Annotated in this window: 14 protein-coding genes and 1 pseudogene; 9 read left to right on the top strand and 6 right to left on the bottom strand. The window is 71.4% G+C overall.

The genetic code is table 11. The features are described from left to right. The first annotated feature begins 60 nt into the window (after positions 1-60). Positions 61-2709 (top strand): PD-(D/E)XK nuclease family protein, encoded by a 2649-nt coding sequence (locus FVE89_RS01385; RefSeq protein WP_199825813.1) that lies wholly within the window; start codon positions 61-63, stop codon positions 2707-2709. Continuing rightward, positions 2709-6122 carry a UvrD-helicase domain-containing protein gene (locus FVE89_RS01380; protein WP_071000271.1) on the top strand — a complete coding sequence of 1138 codons (3414 nt, stop codon included), beginning with the start codon at positions 2709-2711 and terminating at the stop codon, positions 6120-6122. The genes FVE89_RS01385 and FVE89_RS01380 overlap by 1 nt, the downstream gene beginning before the upstream one ends. A gap of 144 nt (positions 6123-6266) precedes the next feature. Here FVE89_RS01380 and FVE89_RS01375 read toward each other — a convergent pair whose 3' ends face one another. The 3 genes from FVE89_RS01375 to FVE89_RS01365 are packed head-to-tail and all read right to left on the bottom strand — an operon-like array spanning position 6267 to position 8904. Then, a complete protein-coding gene (locus tag FVE89_RS01375; RefSeq protein ID WP_160532425.1) occupies positions 6267-6752 on the bottom strand; it encodes a Mov34/MPN/PAD-1 family protein in 486 nt (161 codons plus the stop codon). Next, entirely contained in the window at positions 6749-8467 is a 1719-nt protein-coding gene (locus tag FVE89_RS01370; protein WP_159392778.1) for a ThiF family adenylyltransferase, read from the bottom strand. Before FVE89_RS01370 ends, FVE89_RS01375 begins: the two co-directional genes overlap by 4 nt. A gap of 2 nt (positions 8468-8469) precedes the next feature. Continuing rightward, positions 8470-8904 (bottom strand): hypothetical protein, encoded by a 435-nt coding sequence (locus tag FVE89_RS01365; protein ID WP_127992122.1) that lies wholly within the window; start codon positions 8902-8904, stop codon positions 8470-8472. A gap of 92 nt (positions 8905-8996) precedes the next feature. Here FVE89_RS01365 and FVE89_RS01360 point away from each other — a divergent pair, with 92 nt between their 5' ends. Then, on the top strand, positions 8997-9944 hold the full coding sequence (locus FVE89_RS01360) for a WYL domain-containing protein (protein ID WP_071000268.1): 948 nt from the start codon (positions 8997-8999) through the stop codon (positions 9942-9944). 197 nt (positions 9945-10141) lie between these two features. Next, positions 10142-10375 carry a hypothetical protein gene (locus FVE89_RS01355; RefSeq protein WP_052516965.1) on the top strand — a complete coding sequence of 78 codons (234 nt, stop codon included), beginning with the start codon at positions 10142-10144 and terminating at the stop codon, positions 10373-10375. A gap of 135 nt (positions 10376-10510) precedes the next feature. On the opposite strand, the pseudogene FVE89_RS30820 reads toward FVE89_RS01355, so the two are convergent. Beyond that, a pseudogene (locus FVE89_RS30820) lies at positions 10511-10995 on the bottom strand (HAD-IC family P-type ATPase); the annotation flags it as partial. A 668-nt stretch (positions 10996-11663) separates the two neighbouring features. Here FVE89_RS30820 and FVE89_RS01345 point away from each other — a divergent pair. Further along, a complete protein-coding gene (locus FVE89_RS01345) occupies positions 11664-14246 on the top strand; it encodes a PAS domain S-box protein (protein ID WP_052516963.1) in 2583 nt (860 codons plus the stop codon). Further along, positions 14243-14626, top strand: coding sequence for a response regulator (locus FVE89_RS01340; protein ID WP_043074867.1), 384 nt, complete (start codon positions 14243-14245; stop codon positions 14624-14626). Before FVE89_RS01345 ends, FVE89_RS01340 begins: the two co-directional genes overlap by 4 nt. Before the next feature lie 42 nt (positions 14627-14668). On the opposite strand, the gene FVE89_RS01335 is transcribed toward FVE89_RS01340, so the two are convergent. Both FVE89_RS01335 and FVE89_RS01330 read right to left on the bottom strand, forming a co-directional pair. Next, positions 14669-17119, bottom strand: a complete 2451-nt coding sequence (locus tag FVE89_RS01335) for a PAS domain-containing protein (protein WP_043074866.1) — start codon at positions 17117-17119, stop codon at positions 14669-14671. 720 nt (positions 17120-17839) lie between these two features. Next, on the bottom strand, positions 17840-18646 hold the full coding sequence (locus tag FVE89_RS01330) for an SDR family oxidoreductase (protein ID WP_071000267.1): 807 nt from the start codon (positions 18644-18646) through the stop codon (positions 17840-17842). Between the two features lie 291 nt (positions 18647-18937). Between FVE89_RS01330 and dps the strand changes: the two genes are divergently transcribed. The 3 genes from dps to FVE89_RS01315 all read left to right on the top strand — a co-directional run bounded on the left by dps (position 18938) and on the right by FVE89_RS01315 (position 21602). Further along, positions 18938-19474 (top strand): DNA starvation/stationary phase protection protein Dps, encoded by a 537-nt coding sequence (gene dps, locus FVE89_RS01325; RefSeq protein ID WP_043074865.1) that lies wholly within the window; start codon positions 18938-18940, stop codon positions 19472-19474. A gap of 594 nt (positions 19475-20068) precedes the next feature. After that, positions 20069-21193, top strand: a complete 1125-nt coding sequence (locus FVE89_RS01320) for an ATP-binding protein (protein WP_043074863.1) — start codon at positions 20069-20071, stop codon at positions 21191-21193. Continuing rightward, entirely contained in the window at positions 21177-21602 is a 426-nt protein-coding gene (locus tag FVE89_RS01315) for a response regulator (RefSeq protein WP_043074862.1), read from the top strand. Before FVE89_RS01320 ends, FVE89_RS01315 begins: the two co-directional genes overlap by 17 nt. Positions 21603-21609: the final 7 nt, after the last annotated feature.

Raw genomic sequence — 21609 nt, 5'->3', positions numbered from 1 at the left:
AGCTTGACCATAAGGATCGCGTGCTCCGATAATGCCCGCAATCCGAGGTGGGGGTTGGCGATGGGGTTTCGCCGGACGGTTGTGGTCCACGGTCGACTGGCCGTGGCGGACGAACGGCTGGCGGCGGCTCGCCGGGGCGAGCACGGCGTGCAGGTGCTGACCGTGGAGGCCCTGGCCGCGCGCCTCGCCGGCGGCTTCGCCCGCCCCATCGACGACGAGTCCCTCAGGGGGGCGCTCAAGGAGGCCCTGGACGAGGTCGAGATCGGCGAGCTCGACCCGATCAAGTCGCTCCCGGGCATGGTCGACGCCGCGGCGGAGACGCTGCGGAAGGCCTGGGCTGCCGGGTTCGCCCTGGACGGCGCGGGCGCCGGCCGCGTCGCGTCCCTCGCCAGGCTGGAGGCGGCCGTCGTCGGGAAGCTGCCGTCAGGTATGATGCGCCCCACCGACCTCGCCGCCGCCGCGACGGCCCGCGCCGCCCACGCCGGGCGCGTGCTCGGGCCGACGACCTTCCAGGGTATGGCGGACCTCGCGCCCTGCTGGCGAGGGGTCGCCGCGGCCCTGGCCCGGCACGTGGCGGTTTGCTGGGCCTCGGGGCCGCGCCCGGTTCCCGAATGGGTGCCGGCGGCGGCCCTTCGCGTCGTCGACGGGCCCCGCTCGGCGCCCGCGGTCGAGGTCTGCACCGCGGCGACGCCACGCCACGAGGTGCTGGAGGCCTTCCGCTGGGCGAGGTGGCTGATGGCGACCGGCCGGGCCCGGCCGTCCGAGATCGCGGTGTCGTCCTGCAGGACGGAGGATTACGACGACGTCGTCCTCGCGCTCCGCGCGGAGGCGAACCTGGACGTGCGGTTCGTCCACGGGGTCCCTGCGACGGCGGTGCGCGAGGGGCAGGCGGCGGCGGCGCTCGCGGACATCCTGGTGAGGGGCGTCACGCAGGATGGCCTGCGCCGCCTCGCCGCGCTGCTGCGGCACGCCCCCGGGCCGTTCGCCGCCCTGCCGGAGGGATGGACGCGGATCCTGCCCCGCGAGGCCCCGCTTTCCGACCTCCCCGCCTGGGAGCGCCTGCTGGGCGGGGAGGGAGTGACCGGCCACTCGGAGGGTCCCGCGCTGGCCGCCGGGCTTCGCGCGATCCTGGCGCTCCTGGCCGCCGGGACCGCGGGGGCCGCCCGGGCGGGGGAGGCCCTGCTATCCGGGCTCGCGCTCCGGATCTGGCGGAAGGCCTTGCTGGAGGGGGCGCCCGCCGTGGTCGACCTGACGCTGTCACGGCAGCGCATCGACGACGACGCCGACGCCGGCACGTCGGTGGTCTGGGTGCCGGCGTCCTCCCTGGCGAGCGCCCCGCGGCGGTTCGTCCGGCTCCTCGGGCTGAGCTCGCGCGGCTGGCCGCAGGTGGCCACGGAGGACCGGCTGCTGTCGGACCATCTGGTCCCCTCGCACGTCCTGGATCCGCAGCCGCGCTCGGCCGTCGACCGGGGCGACTTCGACGCGATCCTCGCCACGAGCGCGGACGCCGTGGTGCTGTCGCGGGCCCGCCGCGGCGCCGACGGCCGGCTCCTCGGCCGCAGCCCTCTTCTGCGCGACCACCCCGACGGCGCGCACCTCGGGAGGAACCGCGTCCCCGAGCATGCCGCCGGCGAGGTCGACCGGCTCACGGCGCGGCCGGAGGAGTTCGCGTCCACGGCCCAGGCCCGGTCCGCCGCTTCCTGCTGGGCGTCGTGGGCCTCCCACTCCCCGACGCCGCACGACGGCCTGGTCCGGCCCGACCACCCCGTCATCCTGTCGGTGCTGGGCCGGGTGCACTCCGCCAACTCCCTGCGCAAGCTGCTGCGCGACCCCCTCGGTTTCGTGTGGCGCTACGGCCTCGGCCTCCAGGCCGCCGATTCCAGCCAGGAGACGCTGACGCTGGACGATCGCGCGTTCGGCAACCTCATGCACGAGGTGCTGGAGCTGGCGGTCATCGCCCTTGAGGCGGGGGACGGGGCCGCGTCGTCCGAGGCCGCGCGGCGGGCGGCACTGGAGGGCGCGGTCCGGGCCGTGGCCGACGCGTGGGAGCGCGGGCGGGCGATCCCGCCCGCGGTGGTCTGGCGCCGGGTCCTCGACGACGTGTCGGTCGCGTCGTGGAGCGCGCTCACGCACCCCGACGACGCCTACGAGGGGCAGTCCAGCTGGGTCGAGGTGCCGTTCGGCGGCCGGGGCCCCAAGCGGGCCGGGGGCGCCGTCCCGTGGGATCCGGACCTGCCCGTGGAGATCCCGGGGACGGGCTTCCGCATCTCCGGCTACATCGACCGCCTCGACCTCTCGGGGGACCGCGCCTCGGCCCGCGTCCGCGACTACAAGACCGGCAAGCCCCGCGGGTCCGACGACGTGCTGGCCGGAGGCCGGGAGCTGCAGCGCTGCATCTACGGCTACGCCGCCCGGGTCCTGCTCGGCGGCGACGTGGCCATAGACGCCTCGCTTCACTACCCGCGCGAGCGGACCTGCATCGCCCTCGAACGCCCCGACGCGGCGCTGGCCGACCTGGCCCGGCACCTCGCGGCGGCCGGGCGAAGCCTCGGGGCGGGCAACGCCTTGCCCGGACCCGACACCGAGGCCGGGTGGAACGACCTCGCCTTCGCGCTGCCGGCCAACGCCGGCGAGGTGTACTGCCCGCGCAAGCGGGCGTCGGCGACGGCGGCGCTCGGCGACGCCGCCCTGGTGTGGGAAGCGCCCTGATGACCGTGCACGACAGGGCCTTGGCGGACGCGGGGCAGCGCGCCCTGGCCATCGCGCGGCACGACCGCTCCATGCTCGTCGAGGCCGGCGCCGGCTCCGGGAAGACGGCGGTCCTCTCCGGCCGGATCGCCATGATGCTGGCGTCCGGCGTCCCGCCGCGCGAGATCGCGGCGGTGACGTTCACGGAGCTCGCCGCGAGCGAGCTGCTGGAGCGGATCGGCGACGTCGTCCACCGCCTCCTCGCCGGGGAGGTCCCCGAGGAGTTGCGCTGCGTCCTGCCGCATGGCCTGACGCGGGAGCAGGAGGGGAGCCTGGCCGCCGCGCAGGGCCGGATCGACGAACTGGTGTGCACGACCATCCACGGGTTCTGCCAGCGGCTCGTGAAGCCGTACCCGGTCGAGGCCGACATGGACCCCGGGGCGCGCGTCGCCGACGACGCCGAGGCCGACGGCCTGTTCCGCGACATCCTGGACGGCTGGCTGCGCGAGACGCTCGCGGGCGGCCGATGCCTCGTGGCGGAGATGTTCCTCGCGGATCCCGTCGCCGCCGAGAAGGCGGTAGAGCGCGTCGCCGGCTGCCTGCGCGCGGGCCGCGCCGTGGGCCCGCCGCCCCCGGTGCCGTCGTCCCGCCTCGCCGAAGGCTTCGCCGAAAGCGTCGCGGCCTACGCCGCCTTCGTCGCGGCGTCGCCCGCCGAGGCCGAGACCGCGGCCGCCGCCGCGGCCTTCGGCGCGATGGCGTCCCGGACGCCGGCGCACGGCCCGGTCGGGGACGCGGAGCTCCTGGGCGTCCTGACGGCGAAGCCCGACCCGGCGCTCTGCACGTCGAAGGGCGCGTTCGCGGCCTACAAGGGCGGGAAGGGCAAGTGGCAGGCCGCGGTCCGGAGCGCCGGGCTCCCGAAGGTCGAGGCGGACAGGCTCCATGCCGCGGCCAAGACGCTGCACGGGGATTGCTGCGCCGCGTGGGACGGCATGCGGGCGTCCGCGGCGAGCGAGCTCCTGGCCAGGCTCGTGCCCCGGGTCCGGACGGTCCTCGACCGCTACCGGGAGCGCAAGCGGGCCGGCGGCCTGCTCGACTTCGACGACCTCGTCGAGGCCGCGGTGCGCCTGCTCCGGGACCACGAGCCGGTCCGGCAGGCGCTGGGGCGGCGGCACCGGCACGTGCTGGTGGACGAGTTCCAGGACACCGACCCGCAGCAGGCGATGCTGTTCTGGCTGCTGTGCGGGGAACGGCCGGAGGGGGCGCCCGCCGACGACTGGACGGCGCGCGTGCTGCGGCCCGGCGCCCTGTTCCTCGTCGGCGACCCGAAGCAGGCGATCTACCGCTTCCGCGGCGCCGACGTCTCGACCTACGTCCGCGCCCGCGAGCGGATCCTGGCCCGCTCGCCCGACGACGTCGTGCCGATCTCCACGAACTTCCGGTCCTGCCGGTCGATCCTCGCGTTCGTCGACCGGTGCTTCCAGGACATCCTGGCCGGACCCGGCCAGCCCGGGTTCGCCCCCCTCGCGGCGTTCCACGAGGACCACGACCGCGGCCCCTGCGTCGCCGCCCTCGACGTGCCCGGCCCGGCGGACGGGACCAAGCGCAAGGCGGGCGCCCTGCGGGACGCCGAGGCGGAGGCGGTCGCCGAACTCTGCGCCCGCCTGATCGGGACGCAGCTGGTCACGTGCAAGACCCACGGCACGCGGCCCCTCCGGCCCGGCGACATCGCCCTGCTGGCGCCGAGCGGGAGCGACCTGTGGCGCTACGAGGAGGCGCTGGAGGCCCGGGGCGTCCCCGTGTCGACGCAGGCCGGCAAGGGCTTCTTCCGTCGCCAGGAGGTCCAGGACCTCATCGCCCTGACCCGCGTCCTCGCCGACCCGCGCGACACCCTGGCGCTCGGCGCGTTCCTGCGCGGGCCGACCGTAGGCCTGACCGACGAGGAACTGCTGGACCTGGTCCACGGCCTGCCGCGCGACCCGGACCGGCCGGACGCCGTGCCGCCCCTGCGCCTCGGGATCGACGTGGCCGCCGTCGCGCACCCGGTCGCGCGCCCCGTCCTCGAACGCCTCCAGGCGTTGGCGCGGCAGGCGCTGGGGACCACGCCGTACGACATCCTCAGCCGGGCGGTCGACGCCGTCATGCTGAGGCCGGTCCTGGGCCGGCGTCACGACGGCCACGCCGAGCGCGCCCTGGCCAACGTCGACCTGTACCTTGAGATGTCCCGCCCGTACGCCGTGCGCGGACTGCGCGCGTTCGCCCGCGCGATGCAGGCCGCCTGGGACGGCCGGACCCGCGCGGTCGAGGGGCGTCCGGACGCCCAGGCCGAGGCCGTCTCCCTGTTCACCATGCACGCGTCGAAGGGCCTCGAATGGCCCGTGGTCATCCCGATCAACACCTCGACGCTCACGATCCCGGCGAGCGGCGCCTTGGTCGACCGCGCCTCGAACTGCCTCTACTGCCCGGTCTTCGGGGTGCGGCCGGCCGGCTACGACGCCGTCCTGGCCGCCGAGGACCGCGAGGTCGGGAACGAGCGCGTGCGGCTCTGGTACGTGGCCGCGACCCGCGCGCGCGAGACCCTGGTGATCCCGCGGTTCCCCGACCCGGCCCACGACGACGCCTGGGCCTCGGTCGTCGGCCTGGGGCTGGACCGGCTGGCCGCCATCGACATGGACCGGCTTCCGGTCCCGGGCGCGAGGACCGGTCCCGCGGGTCGCAACGCCCAGACGCGCGAGAGTTTCGCGGAGGAGGCCGCGCGGGTGGCAGGCCACCGCCGGTTGAGATGGGTCGTGCCGAGCCGCCACGAGGGCGACGAGGCCGCGCCCGGCGGGGCCCTCGACATCGAGGCGCCCGACATCGAGGCGCCCGTCGCGCCGCCCGGCCTCGCGGCGGCCGTCCGCGGGAGCCGCGATCGCGGGCTGATCCTGCACAAGCTCATCGAGGAGCTGCTGACCGGCGAGACCGACGAGGGCGGCGATCTCGCGCTCCGCGCTTCCCAGCTCGCGATGCAGCTCGCCGTCCGGGACGTGGACCCCGACGAGGTGGCGGCCTGCGCGGCCCGGGCCTTGGCCGTGCCCGCCATCGCGGCCCTGCGCGCACGCCTCGTGCCGGAGCTGCCGGTGTACGCCTTGGAGGAACGCGACGGCGAGGACCACGCGACGGCCGGCATCGTCGACGCGATGGCCTACGACGAGTCCGGGCGGCCGGAGGTCGTCGTGGACTGGAAGAGCGACGTCGCGCCGACGGAGTCCGCGGTCGAGGGGTACCGGGGCCAAGTCCGGCGCTACATGGCCGCGACGGGCGCCGGCATCGGCCTGATCGTGTTTGCCACGGACGGGCGGGTCGTTTCGGTAGCTCCCCCGGCGGGGGCCCTGGCCGGGGCCGTACGTGAGGCGTGCCGCACCGAGGCTCCGCCGTCACTCGCCGGCGGCGCATGATCCTCCCCGTCGCCTGACGTCGGGAGCCGGCAGCGGAGCCGGCCCGGCCTGCGCGGCCGGCCGAAGATCCGGGCGGCCAAGGCGGACACGGCGTCCCTCACCGCGACCCCGGCCGGCGCGGAGGACCCGGATCGCCATGGCCCGCTACGGCGTCACCTCGTCGACGACCTCGACCCCGACGGGGGCGACGCCCCTTGGCCGCCGGGCGCCGGGTGCCAGCCTCCAGGCTCCGGCGCGCCAACCGTCCGCCCCGCGGAACAGGATCATCATGGCCGGGTCGGGACAACCCAAGGGGGTGAAGCCAGCCAGCTTCGCCAGGGTCGCGACGTCCAACCGGCTCAACGCGGCGTCCGTGGCGTCCGGATGGGAATGCCAGTCCGCCAGGAACGCCACGTCGCCGCCACGGTCCGCGAGATCGCGGATCCGGCGATTCTGCCAGTCGTGGTCGACTTCGAGCCAGGTCCGGGCCCGGCGCGCGCCGGGCCCGGACCCGATGACGTGGCGTACGAACCGGTCGCCGCGGCCGTCCCGCGATCCGAGCAGGATCCCGCCCTCCTCGTGCGGCAGGGCCGCGTCGGCCGCCGCGACGCAAAGTTCGAGAAGGCGTCGGGGGATGGCGAGACGGGTCAACCGCAGGCGCAGGCCGGATGGCGTTCGAATGGATCGAAGCGCCAGGCGGGCCTCCGGTCCTCGCCGACGAAGTTCAATGTCTCGACGAACGACGTCGCCGGCGCCGCGCGGAGGGTTCGGACCGCGACGCGCACCGCGTGCATCGACAGCTCGCCCAGGTCGTGCGAGGCTCCGGAGAAGGTCGCGTCGGCGCAACCGGGCAACCGAACCGCGTGCGCGTCCCCCCGCTCGCCGGACGGCCGCGCGATGGCGCCGGACCCGTATTGGTGGAGCAGGCAGTTCGGGCAGCCACCCCCGGGCGCGAAACATGCCACGACGCCGCCGGTGAACGCCGCCGTGCCGTAGGCGGAAATCAGCGGCGCACCCATGCTCCCGGCATGTCGGGCGAGGAGCCGCTCGACCTCGAACGAGGTGCTGCAGTCGACGACGAGATCGGCCTGGTTGAGGGCGGCGACGAACTCGCCCCCCTCCCCCTCGGCCGTCCGGAAGTCGAGGTTGCCGATCGGCATTCGGGCGACCGCCGTCCGCGTGGCCGCATGGTTGGCCGCGATGAAGTCGGCGAGGGCGTCGACCTTGAAGCGTCCCCATGCCGACTCGCCGAGCGGCCAGCGCACGGCATTGCCCGGCGTGACGATGTCCAAGTCGGCCATCGCGATCGAACGCGCCCCGTTGCGCGCTAGGTCGAGGGCGACCGGGGCGCCGACGGCGCCGAGGCCGACGATCGCGATCCGCTTCCCCGCGATGACGCCTGCGGACGGGGAGCGTGAGCGGCGGTCGTCCAACCCCGCCCGCAACGTCCGGGCCGTGCCGGAATGGATCTGGTCCGCGCGGCCGTGCTCGAACGCCCGCCGGCTGCCCGTGCGGACCAGGAGGATCCAGGACAGGCCGCGCTCGCCGTGCGTGATCTCGGTCCTGCACGCCACGGCCGCGATGCGGGCGCGCAGACTGTCGGCGAGCGGGATCAGCCCTGTCGTGCCGGTGCCGGGCGACACGGCGCCGAACACGCGTTCGTATTCGTCCGGCTGGGGTTCCTCGTCGAGCAGTCGCCACGGGACACGGATCGAACGCGCTGCGGAGAACTCCAGGGGAAGCGGACCGGCGTTCCGGGCGATCTCGCCGCCGCCGCCGTCCAGGACCCCTTCCACGAACGCTCGCAGCGCGGGGGGGCGGCCGGGCACCACCCCGACCCGCAAGGCCAACGTGCCGCAGGTATGGGTGCCCAATTCCCATCCCGACTCGATCACGAAGGCCGAGCCCGGCACGGCGAGCGCCGCCCACCAATCCTCCATGGGCTCGGCCACCGGCTCGCCGTCGGGGGTGCCGTCCAGGATCATCGGCAGCCGATCCTCGATGTAGGATGCGACCGACGTCTCCGGCTGCCAGGCATGCCGGTCGTGCGCCAGGAAACAGAGGTTGCCGTTCACCGGGTTGCAGTGGTTGCGCGGGCGATCCTCGACCCGCAGCATCCGGATCTCGGGTCGCGTCAGGGGAAAGCCGGGCGGGTAGATGATCGCCAGCGGAAGCGTGCGGCCCCGATGGTCCCACTCGTATCGGACGACCAGGAATCCGGGCGGCGCGGTCTCGCGGCCGGCGCCGGTCACGCGCCCCCGCTCGCGCAGCCGGGCGAGCTCCCAGGTGAAACGGTCCGGCCAGGCCGCCCCGCACGGCGTGTCGCCGCCGACGGGGCCGCCCGACCGGGCCATGGGAGCCGGCACGCTCATCCGACGCGACGCGGGGGGACCACCGGCGGGTTCCCGGGGCCGGGCGCGGGGGGAGCGGCCGGCGGCACGGGCTGACCGCCATGGGCGGGCGGGCAATCGCCGCCGTTCAGGGCATCGCGAATGTCGCGGTCGTCCTCGGCGATCCGCCGCTCGTCGGCGGCGATCGCCGCGTGCGCCTTCGTGGCGGCGTCCTCCTGGATGACGCGACGGCGCGCGAGCTCGGCCATCTCGGCGTCGATCCGCGCCGTCTCCGAACGGGCGTCCAACTCGATCGCGCGCTGCCGCTCGATGTCGGTCGCCGCCTCGACGATGTCCGCCGCATCGTGCTGGATCCGATCCTGCTTGTTTCCGTCCTGCATCGCCGCTCCTTTCGCCTCGCCGCCTGTGTCACCTATGTCCGGATGACGCCGCCTCGCGCCGGTCGCCGGCATCCTTCCGTCGGTCGCCGCGCGAGAATCGGCGACCCGTCTAGTCCATAGATGGGTATTGTTGCTATACCCGTCAAGTGAGCGGAGGGGTAGACATGGCCGAGCCGGAGCGGCGCGTCTGGGCGAGGAACGTCCGATACGAGTTCATGGAATGGAAGCTGTTCTGGGAAGGGCAGCTCAACCGCAGCGACCTGGAGGCGGCCTTCGACATCTCGACGCCGCAGGCCTCGGTCGACCTCAAGAATTACCGCGGCCTGGCGGAGGGCAACGTCGAGTACGACTCCACGGCGAAGTCGTTCGTGCCCGGCGCCGCGATCCGGCCCCGGTTCCTCGTGCCGTCGGCGGACAGGCTCCTGCTGCAGCTCCGGGCGCTGATGTCCGGGGCCCTCCCCCGGGACGTCGTGTGGTTCAAGACCTTGCCGGCGATCGACATGGCGCCGGACGTCGCGAGGCACGTGGATCCGGAGTGCCTCCGGCTGATCCTCGGCGCGATGCGGTCGCGCAGCGCCCTGCGGATCCGCTACCAGTCGCTGACGAACTCGCGTTGGCGGGTCATCGCGCCGCACGCGCTCGCCTTCGACGGTGCGCGGTGGCACGTGCGCGCCTGGGCTTGCGACCACAAGGATTTCCGGGACTTCGTCCTGAGCCGGATCGACGAGTTCGGGGGGGCGGAGGCCGCCAGCTACGAGCCCGCCGACGACGTCGAGTGGCACACGACGATCACCTTGAGGGTGCTGCCGCATCCCGGGCTGACGGACGACCAGCGCCGGGCGATCGAGCGCGACTACGGGATGGTCGACGGCGCCAGGGAGGTGGAGGTGCGTCTGTCGATGGCCTTCTACTTCATCAAGCGCCACAACCTGGACCTGATCGACCTGCCGCCGGAGCGGGTCCAGTTGCGCCTGGAAAACCTCGCCGAGGTCGGCCTGCGGGTCGCCGCGGCGAAGGAGGAGACCCGCAGGCGGGTCATCCCGTCCGGCGGCGGCGGTCCCGCAGACGGTTTGAGCCATGCCGCGGACCCGTGGGATTCAAGCCCGGCATGAACCTTCCGAATGCATCATGCACTGGGACGCGTCGATTCCGTGGATCCTGCCAACGCCCCCGGCCCCGGAATATGCTTTCGCGCGCAGAGTTCCGCGCCACTATGCCAAGAGTTTCCTCACGCAAGATTTTTGACTTCAAGCCCTTCCGAGGGTTCGTGATATCGAGCGGGGCGTAGGCTTCGGCTCGACAAAGCGCCATGGTGGCTCGCGCCCGGCTGATCTCGCTGGCGCTGCTGGCCTACTTGCTCACGCCTGTGGAAGGCGAGGCCGCCGGCCGCGCCGACGCGGCCTACGGCGGCTTCTGCATCGTTGCGGCCATCTTCCGGCTCCGCGTCTTCGAGGGCCATCGCCGAGACCGGTGTGACGTAACCCGCGGCTTGGTGTGCCTGCCCGGCGGTACCCTCAACCTGTTCGCTCCGCGCGGTTCGTAGGCCGCCGGGCTGCCGGCCCACAGCGCCGCGGCTGGCGCGACCATGGACAGTCCCCGCCGATGATGCCGGCGCCTGGTCAGCGAGGCGCCCTGGTCGCATGGGGGCCATGGATGGCAGCTCCGGGTGGGCCGCCGGTCAGATTCGTGCGCGCAGAAGCTGCAGAGCGTTGCCCGTCACCGGAACGGTCGCCCCGGTGTCGGCCAGGATCGCCGGCAACAGGCCGGTTATGCCGACGATGGTCGTCACCAGGAAAACCAGCTTCAGGCCGATGGCGATATCCGCCCGGATGTTGCCGAGCGTCTAACGGGCGAGCGCGACCATGCGGGCCACGTCCGCGGCCCGTCCGTGCAGGATCGCGGCATCGGTGGTCTCCTACGCGACGTCCGTGCCGCCACCCATGCGATCCCGACATCGGCGGCCGCCAGCGCCGGGGCGTCGTTGATGTCATCGCCGACCTTCGCCACGACGGCGCCCGCGCCCTGGAGCTCGCGCACGATGCGCAGCTCGTCCTCCGGCAGGAGCTCGGCCCGGGCCCCGATGCCGAGCGCGCTGGCGACGGCCTGGGCCGTGCGGGCATTATCGCCGGTCAGCATGATGGCGCCTGCGCACGCGGCCGCGACGCTGTCAGCTGCATCGACGGCATGAACCTGAAAGATGCTCTTGGCCAGATGGATGCCGACAGTGGTGATCTCCATGGGGATGGCTCCTGCACCTGCGTGGCTGCGGATTCGGTAGCAACCACATCTTGGCACCGACATGCCGTCAGTCGGAGCGGGAGCCATCCACTCCATCTGCTTCCGGGAGGCTGCCGGCTTCATCTGACTTCCGGCACTCGCCGCAAAGCCGAACGACAGGTTTCGCGCGCCCGGCGATCCGCTATGGCGTAGTCTCGCCAAAAGCCGTCGGTCTGCTTCGGAGAGGCCACGCCGGACAAGCGGACCAACCTCTATCGACCCAACACGGTGGTGCGGGTGTCCACCGGAGCATCCCAAAAGCAGCCATCCGCGGGCCACATGGCAACTCCGACGTGGATCAGAGAGCCATCGTAAAGCGCTGAACCGAACGCCGCAGTGACGTTGCGATGGCCCTTCGCTATCAGCGCGCTCAAAGGACGACATTATTCGCCGGGGGGCGGGCGTAGTTTTAAATGAACAACGATCTGCATGGCCTCTCGCGCGAGGAACTTGAGGCAGAGGTCCTGCGCCTTCGGGCGGAGCGAGGCGAGCGGACCGCTCACGGCGCAGAAGCGTTCAGCCGGCGTGACCACTCTCCTGTATCTGATGCCGACGTGCTGTTCTCCGCCGTCGACAAGACCGGCCTGCCGATGATCCTCACGGATCCCAACCAGGACGACGACCCCATCGTCTTCACCAACCGCGCCTTCCTCGACCTCACGGATTACGGGATCGACGAGGTCGTCGGTCGCAACTGCCGGTTCCTCCAGGGTCCGGCCACCGAGCCCAACCACGTCGACGAGATCCGCGCGGCGTTGCGCGACAACCGCGACCTCACCATCGAGATCACCAACCATCGCCGGGACGGCACGCCCTTCGTCAACGCCCTGTTCATCGGACCCGTCTTCGACGGCGAGGGCCGCCTGCGCTACCGCTTCGGCAGCCAGATCGACGTCACCGAGGCGCACCGCAACCGGCGCCGTCTCGCCGAGAGCGAGGCGCGCCAGCGCGCGATCTTCGACAGTGCGAGCGAGATGGCCATCGTCGTCACGGATGCCGCGGGCAAGGTGACCGACTGGAACGTCGGGGCGGAACGCATCCTGGGCTGGAATGCCGAAGAGATGCGCGGGCAGACCATCGAGCGGATCTTCACGCCCGAGGATAGGGCGACGGGTCGAGCCCGGGAAGAGATGGCTCTCGTCCTCGACGAGGGGCATGCCGAGGACATGCGCTGGCATCTGCGCAAGGACGGCGGCCGGTTCTACGCGGTCGGCGACATGACCTCGCTGCGGGGGCTCGACGGGACGCACCAGGGTTTCGTCAAGGCGTTCAGCGACCGCACGCAGGAGCGCAACGCCGCCACGAAGGAACAGGCCGACGCCGAGTTCATGCGCAGCGTCCTGGCGTCGTCCGCCGACTGCATCAAGGTGCTCGACCTCGACGGCGGCCTGACCTTCATGAGCGAGGGCGGCCGGAAGGTGATGGAGGTCAGCGACTTCAATCACATCAAGGGCTGCCCATGGCCGAGCTTCTGGCAGGGCCGGGGGAACGCCGATGCGCTCGCGGCGCTGGCAGCGGCCCGGGACGGGCGGATCGGTCACTTCCAGGGGCGCGCGGACACCTTCCTCGGTAACGCCAAGTGGTGGGACGTCCAGGTGACGCCGATCTTCGGCCCCGACGGGCGGCCGGAGCGGATCCTGTCCGTGTCGCGCGACATCACCGAGCGGCGGTCGTTCGAGGAGCGCCTCGCGACGAGCGAGGCCCATTGGCGCGGCCTGTTCGAGCGCCTGAGCGAAGGCTTCGTCGTCGGTGAGGTCGTGCGCGACACGACCGGGCGCATCACGGATTGGCGCTATGTCGACGTCAACTCCGCCTGGGGCCGTCTCGTCGGCATCGCCCCGGCCGACGTCGTCGGCCGCACGGTCCGCGAGGTGATCCCCGGCGTGGAGGACGCCTGGGTCGACGAGTTCGCCGACGTGGTCGAGACCGGGGAGCCCGTAACGTTCGTCCGGCAGGTCGGCACCCTGGCGCGGTGGTACGAGGGCCGGGCCTTCCCGCTCGGGAGCGGGCGCTTCGGCGTGATCTTCATGGAGGTGACGGAGCGAGTGCAGGCCGATGCCCGGCGCAGCGGCCTCCTGGAGTTCGGGGAGCGGCTGCGGAGCGCCATCGGCACCGACGCGATCGCGATGGCGGCCTCCGCCATCCTCGGGCGTGTGCTCGGAGTCGGTCGGGTGGGCTACGGCACCGTCGGCCCCGACGGCGAGGGCTTCGTGGTCGAGGAGGACTGGACCGCTCCCGACTTCCCGACGCTCGCCGGCCGCTACCGCATGGACGATTACGGCCTCTACGCCGAGGACCTCCGGCAGGGGCGGACGGTCGTCATCGGCGACGTGCGCGAGGACCCGCGAACCGCCGCTTCCGCCGCGACCTTGGAGGCGGTCTCCGCGCGAACGCTGGTCAACGTGCCCATCGTCGAGAAGGGCCGGACGGTGGCGGTGCTGTACGTGAACGACGACCGTCCGCGCTCCTGGGGGGAACCGGAGGTCGCGTTCATCCGCCAGATCGCAGAGCTGACCCGCCAGGCCGTCGAGCGGCGGCGCGCGGAAGAGCGGCAGGACCTGCTGAACCACGAACTCTCCCACCGCCTCAAGAACACGATGGCGATGGTCGTGAGCATCGCGCACCAGACGCTGCGCTCCGTGTCGGAGCGCGGACCGGTCGAGGCTTTCGAGAAGCGCATCCAGGCGCTGGCCTCGGCCCACGACCTGTTGCTGCGCAAGGACTGGACGGCCGCCGACCTGCGAAGCGTCTGCCGGGAGGTTCTGGGCACCGCGGCCGAGGCGCGCCGCTTCACGCTCGATGGCCCCGACGTGGCGCTCGGCCCCAGTGCCGCGCTGTCGGCGTCGCTGCTCCTCCATGAACTGGCGACCAACGCGGCCAAGTACGGCAGCTTGTCCGGCGAGGAGGGCGAGGTCAAGGTGCGGTGGTGGATCGACGGCGATGCGGGAGAGCCGGGGTTGGTGCTGCGGTGGCGCGAGCACGGCGGCCCTCCCGTGGTGGCCCCGACGCGGCGCGGCTTCGGATCGCGCCTGATCCGGACCGGCCTGGTGGGAACGGGCGAGGTCGACGTGACCTATCATACCGAGGGGCTCGTGGCGGCGATGCGTGCGCCGCTGGTCGAGGTGCAGCGTCTATGACAGCGAGACAGCCGGACGGAGCGAACCCGAAGCCGGTCGTGCTGGTGCTCCAGGACGAGCCGATCCTGGCGGGGATCATGAGGGACTTCGTCGAGGAGGCGGGATGCGAGGCCGTCGTTGTCCGCACCGCCGAGGCGGCGGTCCGCACCCTGGAGGGGCGGACGGACATCCGGGTCGTGTTCGCGGACCTCGACGTTCGCGGCTCGACCACGGGGCTGAAGCTGGTGGCGATGATCCGCGACCGGTGGCCGCCCATCGAGCTGGTCCTGACGGGCGCCCTGGCACCGGACCTCGACGCCATCCCGGCGCGGGGCGTGTTCTGCGACAAGCCCTTTCGGGAGAACAAGGTCATCTCCGCCATCCGTGGCTTCGCCGCCTGAGCGCGAAAGCTGCGCCCTCCCGGGGCGTCGCTTCACCCGGGCCTATCGCGGGCCGGTCTCCGACCGTCCCGGTACCGCCCGGAAGGCCTCGGCGACTTGCGCGGCCGAGTAGGGCTTGCGCACGAGGTCGAAGCCGTGCGTGCCCTCCCGGGCCATCACGTCGCTGTAGCCGGACGTGAGGATGATGGGCAGGTCCGGCAGCATCGCCCGGATGCGGTGGGCCATCGCGATGCCGCCCATCCCCGGCATCACCACGTCGGAGAACACCGCGTCGAACCGGTCCGGGTCGCGCTCGATCTCGGAGAGGGCCTCCTCGCCGTTCCTTGCCCAGACCGTGGAATGCCCGAGCTCCTCCAGGATCTGCGTGCAGGTCCGCCCGACATCGAGGTTGTCCTCGACGACGAGGATGCGCAGCGCCCGGCCATCGGACGCCGCCGTTTGCGTGTCCGGTGCCTCGGCGGCGGGGGCGTCGGCTTGGGGCAGGTACAGGGTGAAGGCCGTTTCGCGGCCAGGGACGCTGGCGACGTCGACGTCGCCGCCGGACTGCTTGGCGAAGCCGATGACCTGGCTGAGTCCGAGGCCGGTCCCCTTGCCGATGCCCTTGGTGGTGAAGAACGGCTCGAAGATGTGGGGGAGCGTCGCCGGGGGGATGCCCGTACCCTGGTCGATGACGGAGACCGCGACGAACGGCCCGCGCGTGCCGGCGTGCCCGCGGATCTCGGGCAGGCTCCGCCGGCATTCGAGCCGCAGCGTCAGCGTGCCCTCGCCGTCCATCGCGTCCCGGGCGTTGACCGCCATGTTAATCAGCGCCGTGTCGAACTGGGTCGGGTCGGCGAAGACGTGGCAGGTCGCCGTCGGGACCTCGACGACGACCCGGATGCGGGCCCCGGTGACCGATGACAGCATGTCGGCGGTCGAGGCGATGCGCGCGCCGACGTCGAACGTCTCGGGCATCAACGACTGACGGCGGGCGAAGGCGAGGAGCTGGCCCGTGAGCTTGGCGGCCCGGTCGACGGTGTCGGACACCGCGTCCATGTAGCGCCGCCGCCGCTCCTCCGGCAGGTCGGGCTTGCGCAGCAGGTCCATAGACGAGCGGATGATCGTCAGCAGGTTGTTGAAGTCGTGGGCGACGCCGCCGGTCAACTGCCCGACGGCCTCCATCTTCTGGGCTTGGCGCAGGGCTTCCTCTGCCTTGGCGAGCTGCTCCAGGTCGCGCAGCCGCTGGGTCACGTCGGTCGCGTACTGGAAGGCGCCGATGCGTCGGCCGTCCGCGTCGCGCAGCGGGGTGAAGGCGAGTTCGTAGTAGGGCCGCTTGCGGTCGGGGTCGCCGAACTCCTCGACCAGCGTGAAGGCATCGTCCGTCAGCGCCCGGGACCAGACGGCCCGCGCCTGGGCCTGCTGGTCGGGGGCGTGCGAGAGCAGGCCGATCAGGTCGTCGCCGACCTGGGGCCGGATGCCGTAGATGGCCTCGAACTCGTCGGCGTAGGCCCGGTTGAGGGCGAGCAGCCGGAACTCCGGGTCGAGGGCGCAGACGAGGGCGTCGGTGATCTCGAACACGTCCGCCCAGAGCTTGCGCTGGGCGAGCGCCTCCTCGATGCGACGCTCCAGGTGCGCGTTGAGCTCGCGCAGGTCGCGCTCGGCGAGCTTGCGGTCGTGGATGTCCTCGACGACGCCGTACCAGGAGACGATGGCACCGGTCCCGTCCCGGCGCGGCTGGGCGCGGGCGCGCATCCAGCGGTACTCGCCTGTCGAGCCCATGCGCAGGCGGTAATCGACGTCGACCGTGTCGCCCGAGGCGAGGCAGGCCGTGAAGACCGTGACCGTCGACGGGATGTCTTCGGGATGGACCGCCTTGATCCAGCCGGACCCGTAGGGCTCGCGCGGCCCCTGGCCGGTCAGGGTCAGCCACCGATTCGAGAACGAGGTGACGTTCCCTTCCGGGTCGCAGGTCCAGGGCACCTGCGGGTTCAGCTCGACCGTGTGCCGGTAGTGGTCCTCGCTCTCCCGGAGCGCCGCCTCGCCGACGACGCGGGCGGTCGTCTCCGCGGTGACGCAGAACAGGCCCGCGATCCGACCGTCCTCGTCGAAGGCGGGCGAGTAGGTGAAGGACCACCAACCCCGCTCCGGCCTGCCGTCGCGCGAGAGGTCGAGCGGCATGTCGGTGACGGTTGTGCCCTCGCCGGCCAGCGTCGTGGCGACGAGCGGGCCGATCTCGTCCCAGATGCTGGCCCAGACCTCCCGGAAAGGACGTCCCAGCGCCGTGTCCCCGCGGTAGCCAAGGATCGGCCGGTACGCGTCGTTGAAGAAGCACAGGAGATCGGGCCCCCAAGCGAGAAACATCGCCGTGGGGCACGCGAGCATCTGCGCCAGCGTGCCCTTGAGCGCCGGCGACCAGGTCCCGGGCAGTCCGAGCGAAGTGCTCGACCATTCGCGCTTACGGATCTCGGCGCCGGTGACACCGCCGGAGGGGAGGAACTGGAACGGGTCGATCACGCCGGGTCGGACCCCGCTATCGCGGCGCGGCGGGCATTCCGGCAAGGGCTCGTTCCTCGGCGGCGGAAGTCGCCGCCGGGAGCGGGCGAGCGGAAGATCGATAGGAGTGGCCACATGCGGCGGCTATCGCCCGTGATGGTGGGCCGGGCAATCGGACGGCCTGTCACGCCTTGCCACCAGCAGTTGGTGCAGGTTCGTCGCCTTCTTGACCCCTCCCGCCCTGGTTCGGATCGGGCGGAGGCAGGTGCGGCGGGGGCAACCGACCGGGGCTGGGAGGCGTCGGCAGGCCGATGTCCTCGGTCACCGGCGGGACTTCGCCGGATTCAATGTCGTTTCCCATCGCCTTGCCCTACGCTCGACAGCGAGGGACAACGCGGAAGTATCCGGAAGGTCGCTGGCCCAATCCTAAACCGAGAAGTCGAGACCGGAACGGCAAACGGCCAGACCGTTCGCACCGGAGAGGTCGTCCGTGCTGCCGCCGGCTGCACAACACCTCGCCGGTGCCGCAGCTTGCCTTCCATACGGACAAGGGCATGTGAAGCAGGTGCTTGCTCTGAGACCAGCCCCAGCCCACCGCACGACGCGTGGGACCTGACTCTACCAGCCGCTTCCCGTAGCCGGCCGCAGGATCGCCGAAAGGCAGTCCTAACCGGGCTGACGGCTCAGGTCGTCTCGGAGCTGCAGCGACTTCGTCCGGTACGAGACAGGCTTATCAGCGCCTCAAGCTCCCATGGTCATGACCGAGCCACCGTCGACCCGTAGGAACTCACCGGTGATGAAGCTGGCGTGTTCCGAACAGAGGAACGTGACTGCGGCGGCGACTTCCTCCGCGCGTCCGCGGCGCTTGGCGACGATGCCGGGGCGCTCCTCGTCCAGCGTCACCTGGACCGCCTCGTCGAAGGAGATGCCCTTCTCCCTCGCCTTCTTTTCCATCTGGGCGTCGGTCATCGGCGTGGCGATGAAGGCCGGCCCGACCGCGTTCACGAGTACGCCGTCAGGCCCGTAGGCCTTGGACAGTCCCTTAGCGAGGTTCAGGACGCCCGCTTTGGCCGCGGCATACGGCAGTTCCTCGACGTAGGGCTGCACGGCGTCCTCGGAGGAGAACAGCACGACCCGGCCCCAGCCGGCCTTGCGCATGTGTGGGATGAACGCCCTGGTCGCGCGCACTCCGGCCATGAGATCAGTTTGAATTGCCTCAAGCCAGTCGTCGTCGGTCAATTCGAGGAAGTCCCCCGACGCCCCGGTGATGCCTGCGGCGCAGACGAGGATGGTGGGCTTGTCGTCGAAGGCCATGTTGGCGAAGGCGGCGAGCACGTCGATCCCCTTGGCCGTGCTCAGGTCCGCCTCAACGGCGCGAACCTGGCCCAGCGCCGCCAGTTCGTTGGTCGTCGCCTGCAGCTCGGGACCTTCCTTGTCAGTCAGGACGACGTGGACGCCCTCGCGCAGAAGGTGTTCGGCGGTCGAGCGGCCCATGCCCGACTTGGCCCCCGTCACGACTGCGACCCGTCCGCTGATGCCGAGATCCATCTCTACGGTTCCGTTAATCCTTGGGAGGTCCACCCGGGGGCCCGGCAGGACCGGTAGTTGAGAAGTCCGCCTTTTGACGGGAGTTCCGTTCCCTTGATCCTCCCCGGGGGGAGCACAAGCTTGACGTTTGCGTGCGCCTGGACCGAACGACCACTTCAACTGGTGCAACGACCCCGCGTCGAACCGATGCACCCTGGACGATGCAGGCCTGCAAACCTGCAGGGCGGTGTCCGACTGGGGGAACCTCCTTTACGCTCCACTATTGCCGCCTCGACACAGTGGAGCACAGGCATGGCGACGAGCAGCACCCCGCGTACTCACCAGACCCGCAACAACACCAATTCCAACGCCAAAAGGGTTTCCATCGAGGCGCTGAACGCACGGCTGGCCGACGGCATCGACCTCGCCCTCGCGATCAAGCAGGCCCATTGGAACCTGAAGGGACCGCAGTTCATCGGCATCCACCTGATGCTGGACGGCTTCCGTGCCGAGATCAGCGACCTCAACGACAAGGTAGCGGAGCGGGCGGTTCAGCTCGGCGGTACGGCCCTGGGAACGGCGCAGGTCGTGGCGGGATCGACCAAGCTCCCCGCCTACCCGACCGGCATCTATGCCATCGCTGACCATATCGCCGCGCTGATAGACAGCTATGCCGTGTACGCCAACGCCGTGCGCGAGAACATCGACGAGACCGATGAGGCGGGAGACCCCGACACCGCCGACCTGTTCACGGAAGTGTCCCGCGCCGTCGACAAGCAACTGTGGTTCCTCGAAGCCCACGTCCAGGAGCCGACAGGCCAGATGCGGGACGGCGACGCCCGCAGCTGAGTTGTGTGCCGCCTCTCCGTGACCGACCGAACGGGGGGCGGCTACGGTGCTCATCGACGAGCGATGCGCTCGGCAGGTCGGTCATCCCCGACACCCAAGCCGCGACCTGCCGAGGCTGCGCGGGAGCTGACCCAGCGTTGCCTGCCCCGCGAGCGACGGGCGTCCCTCAGCCATGACCGGGATTCCGCCGACGCCTCGCGGTCGAAGCAGGGCGGCCGCATTACCGCGCAACTCCATGGCGCGGATGCGCTGGCTGCGAACCAGTACGCACAAGGTTGGAACGTGGATGTCCCCGGGCCTGCATACCGCCAGGTCCACCAGGGCTTCGGCATGAAACTCACGCCCGACTGCCTCGTCCAGCAAGCGGCGCATCGAACCGTATTCCCCGTCGTGCATCCCGATCCACGTCGCTTCGCGGTCCAAGTGAGCCGGGCCCGCTGCCGCGGAGATGTCGACGCGACCACGGCTAGTCAATTCAATCACGCTACGACAGGCCTTGCCGCCACCGCTTTGTCACGGCATGGGGCGTCACGCCTATACCGAAGTGGGCGGGCGTCATCTTCCCCGCCAATCTATCGACCAAGGAGAGCTTGCGTGGAGCGAGCCGCGAACCTGACTGCGGACGACTTCCGGGCGCTCGCCGACGCGCTGCCGCAGATGGCCTGGGTCGCCGAGCCGAACGGCGACATCATCTGGTACAATCGGCGCTGGTACGACTACACCGGCACCACCATCGAGCAGATGCGCGGCTGGGGCTGGCGCGACGTCCACCATCCCGACCATGTCGAGCGCGTCGTTGCGCTCATCAGCGAGGCGTTCCGCACCGGCGAGCCGTGGAAGGACACTTTCCCGCTGCGCGGCACCGACGGCGAGTACCGTTGGTTCCTGTCGCTGGCCGCACCCTACCGCGGTCCGGACGGCGCCATCCTGCGCTGGTTCGGCACCAACACCGACATCACCGAGCGCAAGGGCTTGGAGCGCCGCCTCGCCCGTCACGCCATCGACCTGCGCCGCTCGAACGAGGAACTGGAGCAGTTCGCCTACGTCGCCTCCCACGACCTGAAGGCGCCCCTGCGCGGCATCGAGAACCTTGTCGGGTGGATCGAGGAGGACCTGGAAGGCTCGCTGACCGGCGACGTCCAGACAAACATGGAGTTGCTGAAAAGCCGTGTGCGCCGGCTGGACAGCCTGCTTGACGACCTCCTGGCCTACTCACGGGCCGGGCGGGCTGATGCGACGATGGACACGGTGGACACGAAGTCCCTCGTCGATGAGCTCGCCGTGCTGGTAAGCCCTCCAGAAGGCTTCGCCATCACGGCAGATGCGTCCCTCCCGACGTTACAGGCGGCGCGTGCACCGCTGACCCAGGCCTTGCAGAACCTCATCGGCAACGCCATCAAGCACCACGACCGGCCGGCCGAGGGGCACATCCGGGTCGAGGCGAGGCCGGCAGGGGACGTGGTCGAGTTCGTCGTGACAGACGACGGCCCCGGCATTCCCGAACAGTTCCGCGAGCGCGTGTTCGGCATGTTCCAGACGCTCAAGCCCCGCGACGAGGTCGAGGGCAGCGGCATGGGGCTCGCCATCGTGCGCAAGCTGGTAGACCGTCAGGGCGGGAAGGTCTGGCTCGCCGACGGGCCGGACGGGCGCGGGCTGGCGGTGCATTTCACGTGGCCGCTCGACGGCCGGAAGGGACGGGCGGATGGGATCGACGGTTAACATCCTGCTGGTCGACGACGACGAGGTCGACGTGCAGGGGCTGAAGCGGGCGTTCAAAAAGAGCAAGATCGGCAACCCGATCACGGTCGCCCGCGACGGCATCGAGGCCCTGGAGATCCTGCGCGGCCAGAACGGGCGCGAGCGCCTGCCCAAGCCGCACCTGGTCCTGCTCGACCTGAACATGCCGCGCATGAACGGCATCGAGTTCCTGGAGGCGGTGCGCGCCGACGAGGACCTGCGCTCGGCGGTGGTGTTCATGATCACCACGTCGAAGGCCGACGAGGACCGGATGCGTGCCTACGGCCACAACGTCGCCGGCTACATCGTGAAGCGGGACCCGGCCAACACCTTCATGGAGGCGGTGGCGCTGCTGGAGCACTACTGGAAGGTCGTCGAGTTTCCTGCATAGTCGACCC

The sequence above is a fragment of the Methylobacterium sp. 2A genome, from assembly GCF_009806555.1.
GTDB lineage: Bacteria > Pseudomonadota > Alphaproteobacteria > Rhizobiales > Beijerinckiaceae > Methylobacterium.
Note: the sequence above shows the minus strand (reverse complement) of the source record. Positions and strands in the feature narration are given on the sequence as shown.